General features: G+C 35.4%; 21 protein-coding genes. 7 read left to right on the forward strand and 14 right to left on the reverse strand.

What is annotated here, in order from left to right; genetic code table 11:
- Nucleotides 1-54 precede the first annotated feature (54 nt).
- The 3 genes from PEDSA_RS04980 to PEDSA_RS04990 form a co-directional block, all read right to left on the reverse strand.
- Complete coding sequence (locus PEDSA_RS04980) at nt 55-471, reverse strand: GNAT family N-acetyltransferase (protein WP_013632066.1); 417 nt, start codon at nt 469-471, stop codon at nt 55-57.
- 262 nt (nt 472-733) lie between these two features.
- A complete protein-coding gene (locus tag PEDSA_RS04985) occupies nt 734-1,246 on the reverse strand; it encodes a YhcH/YjgK/YiaL family protein (protein WP_013632067.1) in 513 nt (170 codons plus the stop codon).
- A gap of 1 nt (nt 1,247) precedes the next feature.
- On the reverse strand, nt 1,248-1,841 hold the full coding sequence (locus PEDSA_RS04990) for a YhcH/YjgK/YiaL family protein (RefSeq protein WP_013632068.1): 594 nt from the start codon (nt 1,839-1,841) through the stop codon (nt 1,248-1,250).
- A 241-nt stretch (nt 1,842-2,082) separates the two neighbouring features.
- Here PEDSA_RS04990 and rpe point away from each other — a divergent pair, with 241 nt between their 5' ends.
- The 4 genes from rpe to PEDSA_RS05010 all read left to right on the forward strand — a co-directional run bounded on the left by rpe (nt 2,083) and on the right by PEDSA_RS05010 (nt 7,299).
- The gene (rpe, locus tag PEDSA_RS04995; protein WP_013632069.1) at nt 2,083-2,754 is read left to right on the forward strand and encodes a ribulose-phosphate 3-epimerase; all 672 of its coding nucleotides are present in this window, start codon (nt 2,083-2,085) and stop codon (nt 2,752-2,754) included.
- 13 nt (nt 2,755-2,767) lie between these two features.
- Nucleotides 2,768-5,152, forward strand: coding sequence for a TonB-dependent receptor (locus PEDSA_RS05000; protein WP_013632070.1), 2,385 nt, complete (start codon nt 2,768-2,770; stop codon nt 5,150-5,152).
- A gap of 65 nt (nt 5,153-5,217) precedes the next feature.
- Nucleotides 5,218-6,285: a 3-phosphoserine/phosphohydroxythreonine transaminase gene (gene serC / locus PEDSA_RS05005; RefSeq protein WP_013632071.1), complete on the forward strand. Its 1,068-nt coding sequence runs from the start codon at nt 5,218-5,220 to the stop codon at nt 6,283-6,285.
- Nucleotides 6,286-6,351: 66 nt separating this feature from the next.
- A complete protein-coding gene (locus PEDSA_RS05010) occupies nt 6,352-7,299 on the forward strand; it encodes a D-2-hydroxyacid dehydrogenase (RefSeq protein WP_013632072.1) in 948 nt (315 codons plus the stop codon).
- A 121-nt stretch (nt 7,300-7,420) separates the two neighbouring features.
- Here the strand turns inward: PEDSA_RS05010 and PEDSA_RS05015 are convergent, their stop codons facing one another.
- The 3 genes from PEDSA_RS05015 to ypfJ form a co-directional block, all read right to left on the reverse strand.
- Complete coding sequence (locus PEDSA_RS05015) at nt 7,421-9,343, reverse strand: AMP-dependent synthetase/ligase (RefSeq protein ID WP_013632073.1); 1,923 nt, start codon at nt 9,341-9,343, stop codon at nt 7,421-7,423.
- Between the two features lie 109 nt (nt 9,344-9,452).
- Nucleotides 9,453-10,106 carry a porin family protein gene (locus PEDSA_RS05020; protein ID WP_013632074.1) on the reverse strand — a complete coding sequence of 218 codons (654 nt, stop codon included), beginning with the start codon at nt 10,104-10,106 and terminating at the stop codon, nt 9,453-9,455.
- Between the two features lie 170 nt (nt 10,107-10,276).
- On the reverse strand, nt 10,277-11,110 hold the full coding sequence (gene ypfJ / locus PEDSA_RS05025) for a KPN_02809 family neutral zinc metallopeptidase (protein ID WP_013632075.1): 834 nt from the start codon (nt 11,108-11,110) through the stop codon (nt 10,277-10,279).
- A gap of 96 nt (nt 11,111-11,206) precedes the next feature.
- On the opposite strand from ypfJ, the gene PEDSA_RS05030 reads away from it, so the two are divergent.
- A complete protein-coding gene (locus PEDSA_RS05030) occupies nt 11,207-11,575 on the forward strand; it encodes a hypothetical protein (RefSeq protein WP_041536976.1) in 369 nt (122 codons plus the stop codon).
- A 10-nt stretch (nt 11,576-11,585) separates the two neighbouring features.
- Here PEDSA_RS05030 and PEDSA_RS05035 read toward each other — a convergent pair whose 3' ends face one another.
- The 3 genes from PEDSA_RS05035 to nagB form a co-directional block, all read right to left on the reverse strand.
- The gene (locus PEDSA_RS05035; protein WP_013632077.1) at nt 11,586-11,801 is read right to left on the reverse strand and encodes a hypothetical protein; all 216 of its coding nucleotides are present in this window, start codon (nt 11,799-11,801) and stop codon (nt 11,586-11,588) included.
- A gap of 126 nt (nt 11,802-11,927) precedes the next feature.
- Nucleotides 11,928-13,199, reverse strand: a complete 1,272-nt coding sequence (locus tag PEDSA_RS05040; RefSeq protein WP_013632078.1) for a sugar MFS transporter — start codon at nt 13,197-13,199, stop codon at nt 11,928-11,930.
- A 35-nt stretch (nt 13,200-13,234) separates the two neighbouring features.
- Entirely contained in the window at nt 13,235-15,163 is a 1,929-nt protein-coding gene (nagB, locus tag PEDSA_RS05045) for a glucosamine-6-phosphate deaminase (protein ID WP_013632079.1), read from the reverse strand.
- A gap of 239 nt (nt 15,164-15,402) precedes the next feature.
- Between nagB and PEDSA_RS05050 the strand changes: the two genes are divergently transcribed.
- The gene (locus PEDSA_RS05050; protein ID WP_013632081.1) at nt 15,403-16,527 is read left to right on the forward strand and encodes an acyltransferase family protein; all 1,125 of its coding nucleotides are present in this window, start codon (nt 15,403-15,405) and stop codon (nt 16,525-16,527) included.
- 29 nt (nt 16,528-16,556) lie between these two features.
- Here PEDSA_RS05050 and PEDSA_RS05055 read toward each other — a convergent pair whose 3' ends face one another.
- The gene (locus tag PEDSA_RS05055) at nt 16,557-17,741 is read right to left on the reverse strand and encodes an ROK family transcriptional regulator (protein WP_013632082.1); all 1,185 of its coding nucleotides are present in this window, start codon (nt 17,739-17,741) and stop codon (nt 16,557-16,559) included.
- A 388-nt stretch (nt 17,742-18,129) separates the two neighbouring features.
- On the opposite strand from PEDSA_RS05055, the gene PEDSA_RS05060 reads away from it, so the two are divergent.
- Nucleotides 18,130-18,978, forward strand: a complete 849-nt coding sequence (locus tag PEDSA_RS05060) for an N-acetylglucosamine kinase (RefSeq protein WP_013632083.1) — start codon at nt 18,130-18,132, stop codon at nt 18,976-18,978.
- A 57-nt stretch (nt 18,979-19,035) separates the two neighbouring features.
- Here the strand turns inward: PEDSA_RS05060 and PEDSA_RS05065 are convergent, their stop codons facing one another.
- From PEDSA_RS05065 to PEDSA_RS05080, 4 genes are all read right to left on the reverse strand, one after another.
- Nucleotides 19,036-19,611, reverse strand: a complete 576-nt coding sequence (locus PEDSA_RS05065; protein WP_013632084.1) for a histidine phosphatase family protein — start codon at nt 19,609-19,611, stop codon at nt 19,036-19,038.
- 236 nt (nt 19,612-19,847) lie between these two features.
- Nucleotides 19,848-20,093, reverse strand: coding sequence for a hypothetical protein (locus PEDSA_RS05070; protein ID WP_013632085.1), 246 nt, complete (start codon nt 20,091-20,093; stop codon nt 19,848-19,850).
- Nucleotides 20,094-20,177: 84 nt separating this feature from the next.
- Nucleotides 20,178-22,346: a S46 family peptidase gene (locus PEDSA_RS05075; protein WP_013632086.1), complete on the reverse strand. Its 2,169-nt coding sequence runs from the start codon at nt 22,344-22,346 to the stop codon at nt 20,178-20,180.
- Nucleotides 22,347-22,836: 490 nt separating this feature from the next.
- Nucleotides 22,837-23,688, reverse strand: a complete 852-nt coding sequence (locus PEDSA_RS05080) for an IS3 family transposase (protein ID WP_013632087.1) — start codon at nt 23,686-23,688, stop codon at nt 22,837-22,839.
- Between the last annotated feature and the right edge of the window lie 5 nt (nt 23,689-23,693).

The raw sequence follows: 23,693 nt of genomic DNA on the forward strand, positions 1-23,693 counted from the left end.
AATTAAAATAATAGCCAAATAAGCAGCTTATTACCGCTTGAAGAGGTAAATCTATTAAATTTCCTTTTCGATTGTCATAAAATTGATTCCGTTTTTTGTAAAAGTTTTACCATTTGAAACGAAACCAAACTTTTTATAGAAGTACAGTGCAGAGGCTCTGGCATTACACCAAATAGTGTTTTTCTCCATCAGTTTAGCATGGTTAAGAACGTACTCCATTAACTGAGAGCCGATTTTCTTGTTTTGGAACTCGTCTCTTACAGAAAACTTTCTGAAAAGTAACTTGTCGCCGTCCTCATATACAGAGACTACTCCCGCAAGTTTATTGTCCACAAAAGCACCAAAATGAGTTCCAATAAAATCATCATCAAGCTTAACGGCTTCAAGCCCCAAGTCGGGGTAAAGCACTTCCTGTCTAACATTCCAAACTAATTCTGGGGTTACTTGCTCTATATTTAAGTTTATCTCCATAAAACAGGTTTTATATAGTATTGATTACACAAATATGTGTTTTGTTGTTTTAAAAAAATAATGCTTTTAGCATAAATTACGAGAATATGAATATTGAGCTAGCTATACAATTTAAGAGTGCCCAAAAACACCCGATTATTTATAATTGAATTCAGGGGCTGGTTGCTTCAGTACTGTTAAATAACCTGTATCAGCTATTAAATAGCTTTGAGCAGAGTCGAAGATTTGTTCACAAAAACTCCGACTCTGTTTTATCGAAAAATTAGTACCTGATCTTTACAACCAGTTTCCTAACCAAGCTGTTTTCCTTAGCTTTTACATTCGGCATATGTGCGTCAGCAGGGAAAAAGATAAAGTAATTATCCGAATTAGCGTATCTCATATTGCCTTTTCCGTCATTCTTATAAAGAATATAATCTTTCTCTTCATCATATGGCCGTGTAACTTCTAAAGACGGAATATCCCTGTTTACGCCCATTAATTCCTCACCTTTAATAATATATTGGATATCTATGTTCTTATAATGAGATTCATAGACGCTATCTTCCAGATTATTGGTCGTGTACTCTGCTATATTGACAAAAACATCATCACTCAAATCAATTCGGCCTAAAGGAAGTTCTTCTAAATTGTTTTCTGTTAAGAATTTAAAAGCTATATCCCAACGATCGGGATATTCTTTATAATGTGCCGCTAAGTCTGTTAATGAAATGGAAGCGTCTGGTTGCGGTTCGAAATTACTTTGAATACCTGTTTGATCTATCTGTAAGTGCATATTAATTATATTTAATCTTCACAACCACTTTTCTGGTTTCTTTAATCTCACCAACTTTTACAGTAGGGATATGAGCTTCTGTAGGGAAAAAAATAAAATAGTTTTTCGAGGTAGCCAAAGAAAGGGGTTTTGCGTCATATTCGTATAAAGCTACATCTTTTTTTTCGTTATAAGGTTGGATGACTCTTAGCTTTTCCCAGTTTCTGTTACTTCCCATGTATTCTTCTCCTTCAAACATGTATTGCAAGTCAATCCATTGCTCGTGGCGTTCGTATTTACAATCTTTCAAATCCTTGGTTTTACCTTTAGTATAGTTGACATAAACATCAGGACTCAGGTCATAACGACCATAAGGCAGAGTTTCGAAGTTTGTTTCGGCCAAAAACTTATAAGCAGCTTGCCAGCGTTCAGGATGCTTTTTGTATTGTTCTTTCAATACTTTCATATCAATAGAGGGATCAACATGTGGTTTAAACTTACTTACAATAGTGTTGTTTGCTATTTTAAAATTAGGAGTATCGATGTTTTTTACCGATTTACAGCTAACTATGCTAAGAGCGATTAACGCGCCAAATATTAAGGTGTATTTTTTCATTTATTGAAAATTAATAATCATGGGCAATTTAGTTTTTTTGATAAATGTATTCATAGAAAAAGTAGCGATTTTTTTATGTATTTATAGTTTTTAATTCTACGAGTTTTTATACTATGCCTCTATGATTCTCTTCTACCTTTAGAGAAGATATTCAAAGAGTGGAAAAGGGTATTTATGCTTTTTGCCTTTTCGTATTAAGTTTTCAATCTGCTACTGAATATAAAATTTATATCTTTGATTTATGAATCATTTAATAGCCCCATCTATACTTTCTGCAGACTTTGCGAATCTAAAAGAAGATATATTAATGCTGAATAACAGTGAAGCCGACTGGATACATGTAGATGTTATGGACGGACTTTTTGTTCCGAATATCTCGTTTGGTTTTCCTGTTATGGCTGCTGTGAAAAACTACGCATTAAAACCATTGGATGTGCATTTAATGATAGTAGATCCAGACAGATATTTGGAAGCATTTAAAACCGCGGGAGCAAATGTAATAACAGTACATTACGAAGCTTGCACCCATTTGGACAGAACAGTACATAAAATAAAAGAATTAGGCTGTAAAGCAGGAGTTGCATTAAATCCGCATACACCGGTAAGTTTATTAGAGAATGTAATCGAAGAAATAGATATGGTTTTGATTATGTCGGTAAACCCGGGCTTTGGGGGACAGAAATTCATTCAAAACACTTACAACAAAATCCAGGAACTAAGAGCTATGGCGAATGAGAAAAATCCGTCTTTACTAATAGAAGTAGATGGCGGGGTAAGCAGTCATAACTCTTTAGCTTTGCTAAAAGCAGGAGCAAATGTTCTTGTTGCAGGAAATGCAATTTTTGGAGCTGATGATCCGGTGCATGCAATTTCGGAAATGAAGAAATTAAGTCCAGATATCTTTCAAGTATAAGATCCCTCTCCTGATGCTAAGAATTCTTATTTCCCTCTTTCTTTTAACGGGATTTCAAGTTTTTGCACAACAAACGGCTTATATAAGTGGAGTTGTAAAAGATGCGGAGGGAAATAGGCTTAATGAAGCTTTGGTTTTTGTTCAAAACACAAAACATCTGACCAAGACTAACACAAAAGGTGAGTACACTCTTGTTTTGCCCACAGGTAAGCATCAGGTGAGTTTCAGTTATATAGGTTACCGCACCTTGAATATTGCTATCACATTAAAATCTGGCGATAAACTTACCCGTGACATTATTTTTGAAGCCAATCAATTGCTGTCAGAAGTAAGGGTAATTGATCAGAAAGATAGAAGAGAAGGTATAACGATACTCGATGCGAAGAGTTTCGAGCAATTTCCAAATGCATCACAGAGCTTTGAAGCTATGCTTAAACAGCTTCCAGGTGTTTCTACTAATAACGAGTTGAGCTCACAATATTCCGTAAGAGGTGGGAATTTCGACGAGAATCTGATTTACATTAACGATATTGAGATATTTAAACCGTATCTGGTAAGAAACGGACAGCAGGAGGGACTTAGTCTTATCAATCCGGATCTGGTAAAACATGTTAAGTTTTCTGCCGGAGGTTTTTCCCCCCGTTATGGAGACAGGATGTCTTCTGTACTGGATATTCAATACAAATCTAAGGATTCGCTTACCGCAATTGCCAGTTTAGCTACCAATGGATCTTCCTTAACTCTTTTCGGAGAAAAAAAGCATTTAAGTTTTGCGTTGGCCTACCGGAACAAGAAAAACCAGTCCTTACTAAAAAAGCAACAAGTCACCGGTTCTTACAATCCAAACTTCAATGATTTACAGGCTATTTTAAATTATCAGTTCAATAAAAAGTTTAATGTTGATTTATTAGGGATATATAATAAAAGTGAGTTTGGATTGGTGCCAGAATCAAGAGAAACGGTATTTGGAACATTGCAGGAAACTTATCGTTTAAAAGTTGACTACGAAGGACAGGAAAAAGATGCTTATGAGAATACGTTAGGAGCGCTCTCTCTGAATTATAAATTTAATCCTGCTATTAGCCTTAAATGGATTAACTCGATATTTTCTATTAAAGAAAAAGAACATTTTGATATTTACGGTCAGTATGTCTTCGAAGAAATAGAATCTGATTATATGGGAGGTTCTTACGGACAGGTGAAAGCAAACAGAGGCTTTGGAGCTTATCAGGACTATGGACGCAATGAGTTAAATGCCAATATCTACAGTTCAGAATTTAAACTGAACTATATCAAAGAGAAATCAGTATGGGAAGCAGGTTTGAAATACCAGAGAGATGAGTTCAGGGATAAATTGAATGAATTTAACTTTCTGGATTCAGCCGGTTATTCTTTGCCAAATTCTAATGGGAACGGACTTGAAGTTTACGATTACAGATATGCTGTTAACAAGATAGATATCAATAGAATATCCGGGTACTTAATGAATGCAAACGATCTTGGAGACAAATGGTCTTATACTGGAGGTTTGCGCTTTATTTATAATACCTTCACTAAAGAATTTATTCCCAGCCCACGTTTAATCCTAACCTTTCACCCAAAGAATGATAAAGACATACTTTATCGTTTTGCAACCGGCTTATATGTTCAATCACCTTTTTATAGGGAAATGAGAGATCTGGACGGTTCCATTAATTATAATATCAAATCCCAAAAGTCGATACATCTTGTAGCATCATCAGATTATAAATTTGAAGGCTTGGGAACCCAATTAAGATTTATAAGCGAACTTTATTATAAAAAGCTGAAAGACCTTGTTCCGTATGAATTAGAAAATCTAAGGATACGATATCTCGCCAACCAGAGATCAAATGGCTACGCGGTTGGGCTCGATTTTTCATTAAGCGGAGAATTTGTAAGAGACTTGCAATCATCTTTTAGGCTATCTATCATGAAGACCGAAGAAGATATTGAGAACGATGGAATAGGCTATATTAAACGTCCGACAGATCAAAGGGTGAATTTCTCATCCTTTTTTCAGGACAGGCTATTTAATAGCCCTACCTATAAAGTACATCTAAATATTCTTTATGGTTCCAAATTACCTGCATGGCCGCCGAAGACACAAAACTATGCGAGCAATTTTAATATCCCGGCTTATAAAAGGGTAGATATTGGTTTTTCGAAAGATTTATTAGATTCTGAGAGCGAAAAACGCATCCGGCTTTTAGATAATTATTTTAAAAGTTTTACTTTGTACGCCGAGGTATTCAACCTGCTGAATATTAATAACACCGTATCTTATTTATGGATTAGCGATATCAACAATAATCGTTACGCAATTCCTAATTATTTAACATCGAGACAGCTCAATTTTAAGATTATTGCAAAATTTTAAAATAAAATCCTAAAAAGATTTTATTATCTTAAATTTGGACCAGCAAACAAACTTATAAACGAGAAATGAAACATAACTTTGGCGCAGGTCCATGCATTTTACCTCAGGAAGTATTCAAACAGGCTTCAGAAGCAGTATTAAATTTCAATAACACGGGACTCTCAATATTAGAAATATCGCACCGTAGCAAAGAATTTATTGCTGTATGTGAAGAAGCTGTTCAGTTAGTTAAAGAATTGATGAATGTGCCAGAAGGTTACTCCGTTTTATTCTTGCAGGGTGGTGCCAGTTTACAGTTTTTAATGTCGGCAATAAACCTTTTACCAGAAGGTGGAAAAGCAGCTTATTTAGAAACTGGAGTTTGGGCTAAAAAAGCTATCAAAGAAGCTAAGAACTTCGGGGAGGTAGAAATAGTTGCCAGCTCAAAAGATGCAAATTTCAACTTTATACCAAAAGGATATACAGTACCGGAAGATGCAGCTTATTTCCATATTACATCTAATAATACTATATACGGAACAGAAATGTTCGATTTTCCTAAAACGAACGTTCCTTTAGTTTGCGACATGTCTTCTGACATTATGAGCAGGGAAGTTAATGTTTCTGATTTCGGTTTAATCTATGCTGGAGCACAAAAAAATATTGGCCCTGCAGGAGCAACTGTAGTTATCGTTAAAAATGATCTCTTAGGAAAAACTGGAAGAACTATTCCTTCGATGTTAGATTACCAGGTCCACATCGACGGCGAGTCTATGTTTAACACGCCTCCGGTATTTTCTATTTATGTTGCAATGCTAAACTTAAGATGGTTAAAAGCTAAAGGTGGAGTAGCGGCAATTGAGAAAGAAAACATAGCAAAAGCAGACGCTTTATATGCAGAAATCGACAGAAACCCATTCTTTAAAGGTACTGCTGCTAAAGAAGATCGTTCCAGAATGAATGTTACTTTTGTAATGGAGAATCCAGAGCTTGAAAAAGAATTCTTGAAATTAGCTGAATCCAGAGGTTGCATTGGAATTAAAGGACACAGAAGTGTTGGAGGTTTTAGAGCCTCTATTTACAACGCATTACCTATTGGCGGAATCAATGCTTTAGTAGCAGCAATGCAAGAATTTGAACAAAGTCAAAAATAATTAACAAGTATTTCCTGACTGGAAGTTTTTCGACTTTTAGCCAGGAAGATTTATATATAATAAACTATGAGAATTTTAGCTAATGATGGAATTGACCCGATAGGAAAAAAGCTATTGGAAGAAGCCGGAATTGAAGTTGATACGCAAAATATCCCTCAGGAAGAATTAGCATCAAAGTTAAATGCCTATGATGCAATAACCGTAAGAAGTGCTACTAAAGTTAGAAAAGAATTAATAGACGCTTGCCCCAATATCAAATTAATTGGACGTGGTGGTGTTGGTATGGATAATATCGATGTAGAGTATGCAAGAAGCAAAGGAATCTTTGTTGAAAATACTCCGGCTGCATCATCTTTATCTGTAGCAGAACTTGTTTTCTCTCACTTATTCAATGGTATCAGATTCTTGTACGACTCTAACAGACAAATGCCCGTTGTCGGCAATACTGAATTTGCTAAATTGAAGAAAAAATATGCCGCTGGTATCGAATTGAAAGGAAAAACAATAGGTATCATCGGTTTCGGAAGAATTGGTAAAGAAACAGCTAAAGTTGCTTTAGGATTAGGGATGGATGTATTAGCTTATGACATTTATGATTTTCCGACAACTTTAACTTTAGATTTAACAGCCGGAATTAAAGTTGATGTTCCTGTTAAAAAAGCAACTCTTGATGAAATTCTAACTCAATCTGATTTTATCAGCTTACACGTTCCTTTTATTGACAAGCCTATTTTAGGAAAAGAGGAGTTTGAGAAAGTAAAAGCCGGCGTTGGTATCGTTAACTGCTCAAGAGGTGGTATAATTGATGAGTTAGCTTTAATAGAAGCATTAAACAGTGGTAAAGTTGCTTTTGCCGGTTTAGATGTTTTCGATAATGAGCCTACTCCAAGAGAAGAAATCTTAAAACATCCTAAAATTTCTTTAACGCCTCATATCGGGGCTGCAACTAATGAAGCTCAAGAAAGAATTGGAGTGGAATTAGCAGAGATTATTATTAAAAGATTGAAAGGCTAAGCTTTTCCAGTTTATAACAAAAAAGGTTCGGAATTGTATTTCGAACCTTTTTTTGTTGGTATTTCTATTATAAAGCTTTAGGAAGTAATACCTTAGCGAAAAAAAATCCACCAGCGATTTTCTATTCAGCATTCTCATCTTCCGAATACATCTGATCTATAATCTCTTTGTATTTATTTTCTATAACTTTTCTTTTCGGTTTTAGAGTAGGAGTGATTTCACCTTCTTCCATACTAAAAGGGTTCCGCTTTATCTTAAAGTTCTTAATACGTTCGAATTTAGCCAGTTCCTGTGAATATCGCTTCAGATCCTGATCAATCCATTTTCTTATTTCCTCATCATCAATAAATACATCAGGCTTTTCGAAAAAAGAATCGCGTAAATCGAAAGCTTCCTGCAACGCTTCCCGGGCAGGTATAATGATCGCGGTAACATATTCTCTTTTATCACCAATTAAGAAAACTCCTTCTATTTTCGGACTTTTCAAATAAGTGTTTTCTACCGGAGTCGGATAAATGTTTTTGCCAAAGGCATTAACCAGCATGTTTTTAATTCTGTCTGTAATCTGCAGGTTACCCAAATAAAATCTGCCCACATCACCCGTATGAAACCAACCATTACTATCAATTACTTGTGCTGTTTCTTCCGGTTTATTCCAGTAACCCTTCATCACACAATGCCCTCTTACAACAATTTCGCCTTCTTCAGAAGTGAAGTTTGGGTTAAACGATGAGTAAGTTTGTATTGTGACAAACTCCTTCGTTTCTACATCTTGTACGCCAACCTCTATTCCGGGAATAACACGACCTACCGTACCGTAAACTTGTCTGTTAAACTCGGTAACAGACATAACAGGAGAGGTTTCCGTCAATCCAAATCCTTCCAATATCTTTATTCCCAGATTACCAAAGAACTCACCTACGTTCTTAGGCAAAGCTGCACCTCCAGAGATCATAAACTTCAACCTACCACCAGTTTTCTCAATAATTTTGCTGAACACCAATTTTTGAGCAATAGCATATTGAATAGATAACTTTAAGCCCGGTTTTTTACCCGCTTCTTTAATTGTCCTGTGTTTCTGCCCAATATCAAAAGCCCAAAGGAAAATTTTAGCTTTGGCTCCTCCTGTAGAAGTTCCGCTTTTAATCGCCTTGTCATGTATTTTTTCCAATAGACGCGGAACACATGAGATAACCATTGGCTTTACTTCTTCCATATTTTTAGCCAAAAGTTCTAAGCTTTGAGCAAAAGCAATTTGGCTTCCCATTGCACAGCATACATAATAGGTAGCTGTCCTTTCAAAGACATGGGAAAGCGGTAAAAATGATAAAAAGATATCGTCGGGTTCTATTACCGGAATCTGGTTTAAACACTCTCTAACATTCTCTACAAAGTTCCGATGCGTTAACATAACACCTTTAGGTGTTCCTGTAGTACCAGAAGTATAAATCAGCGCAGAAAGATCAGAAGGAATAACATTTGCTCTGCAAATATTTATTTGTTTGGATAATTTAGGAAAACTATTAGCTCCTTGATTAAGTATAGATGAAAAGTTAGTTACCCCTACATTCAAGCTGCCTGTGGACTCTATTATTTTTTCATAGTCATCAAAACTGGTTACTATTCTAATCAATTCTGGACAGTTATTAGCAATTTTTATTGCCTTTTTAAGTAAGAACGGACTACCCACCAATAAAATCTTAACTCCCGAATCTTTTAAAATATATTCAATCTCCGATTCGGATAAAGTAGGGTAGATGGAAGTATTTACCGCTCCAATTTGCTGGGCTGCCTGATCGAAGAAAACGTATTCAGGTGAGTTCTCAATAATAAAACCTATTCTGTCACCTTTCTCAATACCATTATCCAGAAAATAAGCAGAAATATGATCCGCTTTTTCAAGTGTTGTTTCAAAAGAAATTTCTTCCCAGTTATCTTTTAGTTTTCTCTTTAAAAAAGTCGTATCGGGTTGATGTATATGAGCTACAACATTTCTAAGTAAGTTGGGAATAGTGAGGTTCTCTTTATCTTTTATTGGATTCATGGTGCCTTCGTTCGATTTGGCAATAATAACTTATTTACACAAATAATGCAAAAGGGACACCTTTAAAAGCTAAAGATGTCCCTTTTGATGTATTAAATTGTTACTGTGATTAGAAAGCAAATCCAACAGAGAATGATAATACTCTATTATTGATTTTTCCATTATCGTTAGGGTCACTTCCAGGATATAAATTAGATAAACCCAATCCATATCCAGCACCAATGTTAAAACCAGAAGTGAATTGGTAACCTACTAATCCATTTAAACCAAAGTCTACAGTTTTTAGATCGTCATTATCTCCGTTACCAAACTTAAGATCTCTTTCTGATTCAGTATTCCCTATAGTAGTTTTGGTTTTTCCAGCGATATTAAAACCAACATAAGGCCCTGCACCAATGAAGAAGTTACCTGGTCCAGCTGGAATGTGTCCAACTAAATTCACAGGAATATCAATACTCATGGTGTTCATTTTATTAATGGTTTCAACGCCAAGAATTGTAGAAGAGTTTTTACCACCTTTTCCTTGTAACGAAATTCCAGGTTGAACAGATAATCCTGATGAAACAGGTATATCAGCGTAACCAGTAATATGAAAATTAGTATTTACCTCAGAACTGGTAGAAGCATCGTTCATTTCGTATTTGTACTTCGGCAAGTTTACTCCGGCTTTTAAGCCAAATTTTGTAGTTCCAACAGATGAAGTTTGCGCATATGCAGCGCTTCCCATAATGAAAGTAGCTGCTACTAAAAATAACTTTTTCATAATATCATATTGTTAATTGTTGGGTTGTCGTATTCAATAGACAGTCCAAAAAACAACAAACGCATAAAAAAACTCGTATTTGATTGATTATGAATCAAATTTTAATTCAGCTATTAAGCCCTTTATGAAAAAGAAAGTGTAGGATTTTATATACAAATGTGTCGTAAAAGCTATAAATCTTTGGTGTTAAACGTATCCCCCTGACTGATATCTCCGGTTTGATATCCCTTTTTAAACCACTTCATTCGCTGTGCAGAGGTACCATGCGTAAATGCATCGGGTACAACATAGCCCTGAGCTTGCTTCTGTAATTTATCATCACCAATAGCATGCGCTGCATTTAAAGCCTCTTCAATATCACCATCGTCCAGTAAATTATTTGATTCCTGATAATGAGCCCAAACCCCGGCATAAAAATCGGCCTGTAATTCTAACATAACAGAAAGCCTGTTATATTCAGCTTCGCTTACCCGACCTCTGGCTTCTTGTAAAACCCCGTTTGTACCTAATAAATTTTGCACATGGTGGCCAACCTCATGAGCAATTACGTAGGCCATAGCAAAGTCGCCACCAGCATTAAATCTATTTTTAAGCTCATCGTAAAAAGATAAATCTATATATACTCTATTATCGCCCGGACAATAAAAAGGACCTACGGCAGAATTGGCTGAACCACAAGCAGATTGAACACTGCCTTCAAAAGTAACTAAGGTGGGCTCTATATATTTCTTTCCGTGATCTCTGAATATTTTATTCCAGACATCTTCAGTATCAGCCTGCACCACACGTGTAAACGCTTCTGCTTCGCTTTGAGGTCCATTTGAATTTTCTGTTTGACTCCCTCCAGACTGGTCTTGCAACGTACTTAATAACTGACCAGGATCCTTGCCAAACAAAAGTCCCAGAATAATAATCACTACCGTTCCGATACCGCCAATTGCAATGCCTTTTCCCCGACCCCTGTTTTCAAAATTATCACTTTGTCTGCGTCCTTGCCATTTCATACTTCTAAGATTAAAACAATTATATAATAGAATTTTTTAAAATATGTTTTTGTGTTTTATTTGTATTCACTAACATTCAAGTTAGATAGAGCTATTATGCAAGTTGAGAAAATATTAAAATTCAATCAAGCTTTTAATCAAGAGTCCGATTCAAATTTAGCAATAGATCAATTAGACTTACTTTTTAAAAAAAACATGTATGACATTCACGACTTGTTATTTAGTTATCACTACACAAAACGAGAACGGGTTTATGATATCATATTAAATAAAGAAGATTTTATTTACTCCAATGGGAGAGGAAGCTTTCTTGCAAAATACATGATAGGCTTCTTCAATGGTTGCGCAGATTTGGACTTTAATAATACAGAGAAAATGAAAATCACGTTCTCTGTAGATTTTAAAAACGATACAGTTTTATTAATAGGAGAGTACATTCCGGATGAAGAACAGCATGAAATATAGAGAAGATATTTTATCTATATCTTTTATCTATAAATTGCCCAATTAATTGTACGTTTTCTGTCAACAGACATTCATCATAAAATTGATCGAGAAACCAGCCCCCGTTTTCTTTGTCTATGATTCCAACACGTTTAGTGTTTTTGAAAATTTCAAATCTGTTTTTATCTAGGTTTCTTGCGTAACAAACTTCGTCTCTGAAAATACCGGGTACCTGGAACTTTTCCATTAAAATTATTTTTAGAGAACAAACATACTATAAAAAAACAAAGAGCTTCGTAAATTCCGGAGCTCTTTGTTTTGCTTTTTCAAAGGTAGATTAAGAATACCTAAGTAAAAACCAATATTGTGCCAATTATTTTTTTAATCCCACTCTGTGACCAGTACCTGAATAATATAAAATCATTAAATAACAAGGTAATGCTATCCAATAAGCACTATGAGAGCCTACTACATGAGCAATTTGTCCGTAAAGTAGAGGAATAACAGCACCTCCGGCAATTCCCATTACCAATAATCCTGATGCAGCACTTGTAAACTTTCCTACACCTTTTAAAGCAAGTGGCCAAATTGCAGGCCATATAAGCGAATTAGCAAGTCCTAATAAAGCTACAAAAAGCAAAGAAGTTATTCCTGTAGTAAACACAATCCCTGCGGTAAATATAATACCCAGAATAGCACAGAATTTTAGAGCTCTGTCTTGAGCCAGATACTTTGGAATTGTGATTATACCGATAATATAACCAACAACCATTGCTACCATAGTAAACCCGGTAAAGAACTTGGCATCGTCAAGGGAAATTCCCTGCGAAACTCCATACGCGATAATAGTATCCCCGGCAAGTACTTCAACACCAACGTAACAGAATAAAGTAATAAAACCTAAAATAACATGCGGGAAATCCCAAACACTTTTCTTGTCTTCGGAAATTGTGTGGTGATTGCTGGTTTCTTCCTCGTCTCCTTGCACTTCAGGTAGGTTTGCTCTCGAAATCCAGAGCGACAACAAAATCAAAACAATTACAATTCCTATATATGGATTAACTACCTGTAACGCAATTTGGTCTAATGCCGCAGTGTATTCCGAAGCAGACATAGAATCAATTTGCTTGGTAACTTTATCCGCTTCACTTAAATTAAGGAACATCCCTAAAATAATTGGAGCTGCCGCACCAGCAAACTTATTACATATCCCCATGATACTAATCCGCTTAGCAGCTGTCTCAACAGGACCGATTATAGTAATATATGGATTTGATGCTGTTTGTAAGATAGCTAATCCTCCTCCCATAATAAACAATCCCAGTAAAAACAGGAGATAGGTTCTGGAAAATGCAGCTGGAATAAACAGCAATGCACCCAAAGCCATAATTCCTAAAGAAATGGACATCCCTTTCTTAAAGCCAAATCTGTTTAGAACCCAGGTAGACACCGGAGCCATTACAAGATAGGCAATATAAAATGCGAATGTTACAAAATAGGATTGCACTTCGGTAAGCTGACAAGCTATTCTCAAATAAGGAATAAGTAGAGAGTTTAGCCAGGTTACAAAACCGAAAATAAAGAATAGGGCACCTATGATAACCATAGGGCCTATTGTTGATTGTTTTGAATTTTGATTCACCATAGATTTGGTTTAAATTTAAGTTTAGTCGTTGTATTTTAGAATTTCCATCTAATAAAAGCTTCAATAGCTTCGTAATTAGCCAAACCTAAAGCGTCATAAGCTCGGGCTGTTTCACTAGTCCTTTCTTCAGCTCTTACCCAGAACTCTCTGGCATCATCACCAGGGAATACAGGAAGATCTTTCTGAGATTGGTGCTTAAATATAGCTAAACGTTTTCTTTTTACCTCTTGTGGAGATAAAGGAACAGCCATTTCTATTTCATGAATTTCAAATTCATGCCATGCGCCTCTGTATAACCATAACCAACAATCATTAATCCATTCATCACCTTCTGCCTTAATACGTTTTAAAGCCTGATATATGATATCGAAACAAACTTTATGGGTCCCATGTGGATCAGCAAAATCTCCTGCAGCAAAAACCTGATGAGGTTTTACCTGACGAAGCAGTTCAACTGTTTGATTGATGTCATCTTCGAAAGATACAGTTTTAGAAAATTTAGACCTGTCATAGAAAGGAAGGTTTTGGAAATGAATTTTCTCATCTGGTAAGCCTGCGAAACGAGCCCCTGCAATGGCTTCCCCTTTACGGATAAGACCTTTTATTGTTCTAACTTCTTCTGTATCTACCTGGTTCGGCTTCTTGGTTTCAAAGATAGTTCTTGTCTCGTTATAAAGATTTTCCAATTTAGAAGAATCCAAACCCAAAGATTTAGAACAATCCGATGCGAATTCCATAAACCTCAATACATCTTCGTCCCATACAGCGGTATTGCCAGAAGTCTGGTAAGCTACGTGAACATTATGTCCCTGATCGGCCAGACGAATAAATGTACCACCCATAGAAATTACATCGTCATCAGGGTGAGGAGAGAAGATAATCACATTTTTCTTAGCAGGATTTGCCCTTTCCGGTCTTTGCGAATCATCGGCATTAGGTTTGCCACCTGGCCATCCGGTAATTGTATGTTGTATCTTATTAAAGATATCTATATTGATATTGTAAACAGGGCCTTTTTCTGTTGCCAGCTGAGCCATACCGTTATTGTTATAATCGTCTTCGGTAAGTTTCAGAATTGGTTTATTTAACGTCTTAGCTAACCATACAACAGCTTTCTTGATTAATTGTGGAGTCCAGTCACAGTCCTGAACCAGCCAAGGTGTGTCAAAACGGGTTAACTGCGAAGCAGCTTCTGTATCTAAAACAAACTCTACATTGCTGGATAGCTGTAAATAAGTAGCCGGTACGTCTGAAGAAATTTCGCCTTCAACGGCTTTTTTTACAATGCTGGCTTTTTTCTCATTCCATGCCATCAAAACAATTTCTCTGGCTTTAAAGATAGTACCAACACCCATGGTTATCGCTTTAGTGGGTACATTCTCTTTACCACCAAAGTCTTTAGAAGCATCTCTTCTGGTCAGGTCATTTAAGGTAACCATTCTCGTTCCCGAGTTAGGAGCAGATCCCGGCTCGTTAAAACCGATATGGCCTGTTCTACCAATCCCCAGTATTTGATAGTCCAAACCTCCATAAGAGTTGATTTTTGCCTCATATTCCATACAATACCTGGCTACATCTTCCTCATTTAAAGTTCCATCAGGGATATTGATGTTTTTAGGGTCAATATCAATGTGATTGAAAAGTTTTTCGTTCATGAAGGTTACATAACTTTGTTCGGCGTCTGGTTTCATAGGGAAGTATTCATCCAGATTGAACGTTACTACATCTTTAAAGGATAAACCTTCTTCTTTATGTAAACGAATTAACTCCTTATATACATTTACCGGAGTTGCACCTGTAGCTAAACCTAAAACGGTTGTTTCTCCGTTTCTTTGCTTATTTTTAATTATTTCAGCAATACGTCCCGCTACCGCTTTAGAAGCTACAAATTGGTCCTCATAAACGCTAACTGCTACTTTCTCAAAACGCGTCTCCTCTAAAAGATTCAGACGTGTACTTTTCATGGCTACCATATGTTTTTATTAACTTAAGAAAACTGTCTTAACACAAATATATAAATATATTAAATACAATGTGTCCGAACACAATTAATTTTTACATGTTTTTTGTTAAAAATAATTGGCCTCGTTCACATAGAATTTCCTGTGAAATCTATACCAAACTTAATGAAAAATTAACTATTCGCAATAATCTTATTAAAAATATTATTAAGTTATTTGACGGATTTGCTATATATTAGTATATGGCAAATGCAAATTCAATACCTAAACCTCGCTATCTATCTCTTGACGTTTTAAGAGGAGCGACAGTTGCTTTTATGATTATAGTAAATACACCAGGAAGCTGGAGTTATGTTTACGCGCCATTAAAACACGCGCCCTGGCATGGCTTTACTGTAACAGATCTCGTTTTTCCTACTTTCTTGTTTGTAGTGGGGAATGCCATGAGCTTTGGAATGGGAAAATTAAAAGAGCAGGGGAATAGCGCTTTCTTAAAGAAAGTCTTTAGCAGAACATTAAAGATATTTTTAATCGGGCTATTTCTTAATATGTTCCCTTTCGTAAAATGGGTAGATGATGTTTTAGTTATGAAGGATTTTACTGAAATCCGGATTTGGGGCGTATTGCAGCGTATTGCTGTTTGTTATTGTATAGCCAGTCTGTTGGTTTATTATTTCAGATCAAAAACAATTCTCTTAATAAGCGCTGCGATGTTATTGGGATATTGGGGAGTCATGAGCTGGTTTGGAGATTATACATTAGAGGGAAATGCAGCTACAAAGCTTGATAACTTTTTAATGAACGCCAAAAATCTATATAAAGGGTATGGAATACCATTTGATCCTGAAGGTGTACTAAGTACAATACCCGCTGTGGTAAATGTAATATTGGGGTATTTTGCGGGATTATTTATACAGAAAAAAGGGAATAATAAAAGTACCGCATTTAATTTAATAGGAACAGGAGTTATTTTGTTGTTGGCAGCGAGTGCATGGAATTTAGTATTCCCTATAAACAAACCAATCTGGACAAGCTCTTACGTTTTGTACACTGTAGGCTGGGACTTGATACTCCTAGCTGCCTTGATATTAATAATTGAAGTATGGCATATTAAAAAATGGACCTATTTCTTCGAGGTATTTGGTAAAAACCCTTTATTTATATATGCACTATCCGGAATATTTGTAAAACTTATGCATACTATATATATAGGAGGTGAAAATATTCATAAACTGATTTTCGATGGTTTTTTCATGAACCTGCTGAACCCCTTAAACGCATCTCTTGGTTTTGCTATTAGCTATATGCTCTTCTTATGGTTAATCGGACTCTATATGGATAAGAAAAAGATATACGTAAAAGTTTAAAGCAACTTAAAGTTATAATGCTGAGCTTATTAGCTTGCATTATAACTTTCCATCACAAGAACAGCAGCTCCAATCAACTCGGCGTCAAATCCTAAATCAGAAATTAATATATCAGTTTCGTTAAATAAACGGGATATGCAATTTTGGTTTAGTGCCTGTTGGATTGCAGGAGTCATTAAATGACCAACTTTTGCTATTTTACCTCCCAGGATTATCGTTTTTGGATTCAGGATATGAATTAGAATTGAAATTCCTTTACCCAACTTAAATGCCGCCTCAGAAAGCAGTTCGATAGCAAACTTATCACCTTTCAGTGCTTCTTCCATAATTCTGTCACTAAAAGCGATTCTCTCGGTTTTATCGTCATACTTTAATCTGCTTTTTTTGCCAGCATTCAATCCTTCCATAGCATTTTCGGAAATAGCCAGTAGGGAAGCTTCCTTTTCGAGACAGCCTTGTTTTCCGCAGGAGCAGAGCTTTCCTTCTTCAGAAACCGAAATATGACTTAGTTCCCCTGCGAATCCATTGTTTCCGCGATACAGCTGCCTATTAATAATCAGTCCCAAGCCAATTCCCCAACCGTAGTTTATAACCAAAGCATCCTTGATATCTAATGCCTTACCGAATTTCAGTTCCGAAAGCGCAACCAAACTCGAATCATTGTCGATAAAGGCGGGCAAGCCTATTTTTTTACTTATGTATTTAGGAATACTTTGTTTGCTATTATTAAAGTAAGTATAGTTCAATCCCAAAGTAGTATCAATAAAGCCTGGCATTCCAATTCCAATCCCAATAATCTTATTTTTCTCTATTCCCGAATTTCCTATATAATCTGAAATAATATGAGTAAGACTCTCCAGCGAGTTTGGGTTATTTTCCAATTGGAGAGGAAATACCTGAACAGAAGCCTTGTACTCATTATCTAAATTCACTATACCAATCCTGGTATTCAGCTGATCTACTGCTACCGTTACTATAAAAAGCTTTTCCCTGTTAAGCTTATAAATTAATGGTCTTCTTCCTCCACTGGAAGGAGCATAACCGCTCTCTTCTATATATCCTAATTCGATTAATGTATTTATTGATTTGGTTATCAACGGAATGCTTCTGTTTGTTATGCTGCTAAGCTCTACGCTGGAAAGTTTATTTTTATAGTATAAGTTCTGAATGATTTCAAAATAAAGTTTTGCATTCTTTTTTGTAGTGCCAAACATCTTAGATATTTTTTAGCGTCATTTAAAATTAAAAGATATAACAAATATAGTTATACCACTTTGATTATCTCAAACAAGTTTATACGAGACAAAGAATGAAGTCACTTTCAAGTCTGGTTTATATCGATAATCCGTCTTTTCTTCATGTTAGAAATATAAATTTGAAACTTAATTTACCTTTATCATATTATAAAGGCCCTTTTTTCAGGACCAAACGATTATAATATCCATTCGATACCAAAAGGATCGTATATTTCCATTTAATAAGCAACTGGTTAAAATTAATATCTTTTTAATTTTTTTTGAAAGTTATGTATTCTTTTTTATTTTTGATATAACAAAAAGCTAATATAGATTTTACAGAGGTTTTATTCTTTTAATTAGATACATGATATTAATAGCTGATAGCGGGTCTACAAAAACGAGTTGGTGCTTGTTAAAACAAGGTGAAGAACCTTTGAAATTTAATAGCGAAGGCTATAACCCTTATTATGTAGGCGCAGATTACATAGAACAATCTGTAAGAGCAAGTTTGCCCGAGTTGGTTTCCGCGACAGAAATAAATGAAGTTTATTTTTATGGAGCAGGCTGCAGCGCAGACAAAAGTCCCGTTGTAGTAGAGGCCCTAAAAAAGGTTTTTGTAAACGCGGGTATAGTAGAAGTAGAATCTGATTTACTGGCAGCAGCTAAGTCTGTTTTAGGGGATAGCGAAGGTTTTGTGGGTATATTGGGTACCGGAACTAACAGTTGTATCTATGACGGCAAGAAAATAACTGATCAGGTAGATTCTTTAGGCTTTATTTTGGGAGATGAAGGGAGTGGGGCTTACTTAGGAAAAAGTGTATTGATAGCTTATGTCAGAGGATATATGCCTGCTGATCTAAAATCCAAATTCGATAAGGAATTTAATCTATCCTCAGCTGAAATAATCAGTAAGATATATACCGAGCCGTTGCCTAATCGATTCAGTGCCACGTTCAGCAAATTTGTAGGAGATAATATCGATCACCTATTTATTCAACAATTGGTAAAGAAATCTTTCAGAGATTTTTTTACAAATATTGTGTCCTATTATCCTCACTTCAGTAAATATTCTTTCAATTGTGTAGGATCTGTAGCTTATACTTATTTGCCTTATTTAGAAGAAGTAGCGAGCGAATTTAATATGTCCATCGGACAGATCATAAGAAATCCACTAAGTGGTTTGGTTAAGTATCATGATCGCCAGTGCTGTTAATTAGCACCGGCTTTCTGATACGAAGATTTTGAAGAGGGAACTAAGGTACCCTCTTTTTTATTTGATATTATTTTTATTGATGTTGATAAATGAAATTAAAAAGGTATTAGATTTATTGTCATATTTCAGCTTAGATATACTTCCATGGTCTATTTCTAAAACCCCAATGTTCTTAAGGGATACTTTCAAACATTGCAGAATAATAAATCTGATAATATTGGGACTGGTGATTACGACATAAGACCCGGAGCGCGAAGCAATTTTCTTTAGCCCTTTACGAATTCTTTTTTTTACATCGTTTATATTTTCCCCGTTAGGAAATCCTTTTTCAATATAATCGAGATATTCATTTTTTGATATCTTACTGGCGGAGTATAGTTCAAAATCTCCCAGATTAATTTCTGAAAAATTATCATCCACAATATACTTGTCTTTACTGATAGATGAAGCTAGTTTAATGCATCTCCTTGAAGAATTTGTGATATATGTTATTGGTTCTCCCAAAGGAGAGAGGATATCCGACAGCCAGGAAAACGTATTGGTGAAGTTCTCCTCCAACGGAAGATCGCTTTGGCCCAAGAGTACCTGATTAGGATTATATACCTCGGTATGCGATAATAGATAAATATCCATATTAATTAAGAGTTCGAAATAATATTTTGCTTAAATTCAGTACAGAATATTATTTTGTTGATTTTTTTAATAAACGATATATCAATTAGTTATGTGTTTTATATAAATAACTATTTCATTATAAAGACTGTAAATAATCAAGCTTATTCTGTTTTGAACCAAATTAAATATTGAAACATGATTTATTGCTATATATAGTGCTAATATAAAGCAAGTTATGTTGATGTGTTAAAGTTTTAATTGTGTTTTTTATAGGCTATAATAAAATCCTCCCTCATGGCGTCAAACCTGTCGGCAACTTTATTAATAAACTCCTCATCCAATATTTCAAATACACTGTCTATTCCTTTTATTAAATCCATCTCAGCTAGTTTGAAAGTTTGTTCCAATGTACCTTGCTCGAACTTTATGATGTATTTCATGTTCATGGAAAAAATGGATATTTTACATTTGGGATGTGGTAATTCTGCAACTACTCTCATGATAATATTATATATATTTAAAGGGTAATAAAAAAGGTTGGCAAAAAAGCCAACCTGCAAATATTTCAAAAAAAATCTGATAAATTAAATTCCAAGTTCTTCCAAAACAGCATTAGCCTTGTCTATCTTTTCTGCTACCCAAAGAACATATCTTATATCTACCCCAATAGACCTGCTATAATCTGGACTCCATGCAAAATCATTTATAGTAGCTTCGTAGGTCCGGTCGAAATTGACACCTATTAATTCACCCTTTGCATTAAAAATTGGAGATCCAGAATTACCTCCGGTGGTATCCATGTTATAAAGGAAACATACAGGAACACTATTAAGCTCATCCATTTTATAATTTCCAAAGTCGCCGTTCTCCCAAAGTTCCTTTATTTTGGGGTTATACTCAAAATCTTCCAACCCTGATCTGCCTTTTTCTATAATCCCTTTTAAAGAAGAAAAAGGTTTCATATAAGAAGCATCAACAGGAGAGTAGCCTAAAATATTTCCATAAGTTAGTCGTATAGTACTATTTGCGTCAGGTACGAAAGATGCATTCTGATATTTTTCCTTGACAGTTACATAATCAGCCATGAGTTTATTTAAAGTAGCGTCCCTGCGCTCTACTGCATTTTTATTAAAGTCACTTGCAGTTTTTAGCTCCGCTTCGAAATCTAACAGCGCATCGTTATAAGAAACCAGCGAATTTGCATCTCTGAAAACGCCGGAAAACAGACTGTTCTTGTCCTTTATCCTGGTGTAAGAAAAAACATTATTAATAAACCTTTCAGCATCCTCCAGCTGATTAAATCCCGTAAGTTTGCTTTCTATAAACCTTAGCTTTTGATTGCTTGGTAGTTTTGTAGCCCTTTCAAGCATATTCAGGAATAATGCCCTGTCAACCTCATAATCGTAAGATTTATAAATCTCATCTAAATCATTCTTTACCGAATCCACGTTTTTTTCATAGAAACTATTCCTTTTGTCAATTGGTAAAACTTCAATATCCCTTTTAAAGCTATTTACTTTTTGAGCCAGCCTCAGAAGACTTGTAGATCTGTAAATCTGCTCGAACCAAAGATCAGTATATGCATTTGTATTAATCTCCCGGTAAAGAGCTTCGATATCACGCATTAAATTACCATACTGGGCTTTCAGCACTTTATTCCCATTGATATACTGTGCTAGATTTTCATCCTCTTTGCGTTTTTGTGTTAACAAATCGATATTGCCCAAACCTTTAAGTTTCCCTTGATAGTTTTTCATCACATTCGCGTTTCGTTTAATTCTGGTCGAAAGTGAAAGCTCAACATTGCGACCTTTTTCTTTGCCAACTTTAAGCATTTGTGCATTTTGGAATCCGTATAATTCAGACACGTAAGGAAGCAAAAACTGCTGCTGATAAGAGATATACTGAGCCGGTCTATGTCTGAAAGTTTTACCCGGATATCCCAGTATAAATGCAAAATCATTTTCCTTTATCCCTTCAGGATTTATCTTAATAAACTTTTTTGGCTCATAAGGAACATTATCTTTCGAATAGGTAGCAGAAGAACCGTCTGGAGCCACATAAGCTCTCATAAAAGAGAAATCGCCTGTATGCCTTGGCCAAACCCAGTTATCAGTTTCCCCGCCAAATTCCCCTATATTTTGTTGAGGGATATATACCAGACGGACATCTTTAATAATTTTGTATCTGAACAGCACATAGGTTCTACCTATAAACATTTCAGAAATTTCGGCCTTAATACCCGGATCTTCATTTTCAGCCCGTTTTTCTATCTCTTTAATCTTATTTTTAATAGCATTAAGACGCTGATTATAATCTTTTATCCCAGTGGTTGCAGCCAGTATCTCCTGAGAAACATCCTGATAAGATTGAGTGATTCTCGCAGTAAGGCCTTTTGCTTCTATTTCCTGTTCTTTCGCGTTAGCCACAAAACCGTTTTTCAAATAATCTTTATCCTTTGTACTGGCCTCCTGAACTGCTGAAAAAGCACAATGGTGATTGGTGATAATTAATCCCTGACCAGACACAAATGAACCTGTACAACCGCCCACATTCACCAGGGCATCAATCAGGCTAATACTATCCGGATTGAATATTTCTTTTTGCGGTATCAATAAACCGGATTTTGCAAGATCTAATTTGGATAATTCACTAAGCGGGAACATCCCTTCATCCAATTTATTGGAACTAAAACCACTAACAGCGATAAATGACAAACATGATGTAATAGCAAAAAACTTCTTAAACTGCATGGTAAAATCTTTAAAAAACCGAAAATTACGTAAAATAAGCTAAATAGGACCTAAGTGTCACATTTTGTTTACTTGTGGCAGCGAATAGTGTTAAGTATTTAGCTTCAGGTATCAACATTGAGGCACTGAGTTTAAGTCTTTCTTCCCAATCGTCATTGTTATCTTATTTATCTATTTGTGTTATCGTCCTTAAATACTAATATTTCTTACATCGCATTAAAAATAAGCTGTATCCTATTCGATCTAGATTCCAGACAGGTTTGAATCTGATTTGCTATAAACAGGGATTAAACTCGGATAAAATACGGATTAAACACGGGCAAAAAAGGGATATTTCCCCTCTTTTCTCCCTCTTTTATTCGTGTTTGTGACGTGTGTCCTATACTAGATTTACTTGACAAATTTGGACGGTAATTACTAATTTTGGTTTACAATTTATATTATTTTCCCGATATTACTTTACACTAAATTTTATTTTCCTGATTTCACTTTACCATGCATTACTTGATGCATGTTTTGCTTGTGGTGTTTGAAGCTGGCAAGAGAAGTGGGGTCTGATCTGGTTATAACTGATAATTGCGTTTTCTACTGCATCTTTAGCTTTTTGGTATGAGTCAAAAGATTGGTATAGATTAAATTCTTGTTTTAAAATACCATTCACCCGCTCTGCGATAGCATTATCATAAGGGCTTCCATTTTGCGTCATGCTAATTTGTACATTTTGGCTGATCAATAATTGGACATAATCGTCACAGCAGTATTGAATTCCCCTGTCAGAGTGATGAATAAGAGGTCTTTTGGGGTATAATCTTGATTTTAACGCCATCTGAAATGCTTTTATGCATCCTTCTGCTTTTAAGTTTCGACTTAAGTTATAACCTACAATTTTTCTTGAATAAGCATCTGTAATCAAACTAAGATAGATAAAACCTTTTTTTGTTTTTAAATAGGTAATATCGCTCACCCATATTTCTTCTGCCATTATAGCTTTACGTCTTTGCACCAGATCCGGCCATTTCTTAAAATGATGAAAGGAATTGGTCGTTCTGGCATATAATCTCCGGGGCTTAACCAGCAAATTATTTTCCTTTAATAAGCAGAAAAAAGCATCTCTTCCCATCGAAATCTGATGAGCAGATAGGAATTTTTGCAGCATGGAGTGCATCTTAAGGCCGCCGATGTGGGGCAATTCACTTTTTATTTGTCGAACCTGTTCTATCACTAAAGTTCTTTGTAGTTGTTTCTGTCCCTTATTTTCAGCTAGCTGATACCAACCTTGACGACTTTTACCAAACAAAGCACAAATTGTTGTTAGGGAAATTTCATGATATATTTCTTTCATTTGTC

It is taken from the genome of Pseudopedobacter saltans DSM 12145 (assembly GCF_000190735.1).
In the GTDB taxonomy this organism is placed as follows: domain Bacteria; phylum Bacteroidota; class Bacteroidia; order Sphingobacteriales; family Sphingobacteriaceae; genus Pseudopedobacter; species Pseudopedobacter saltans.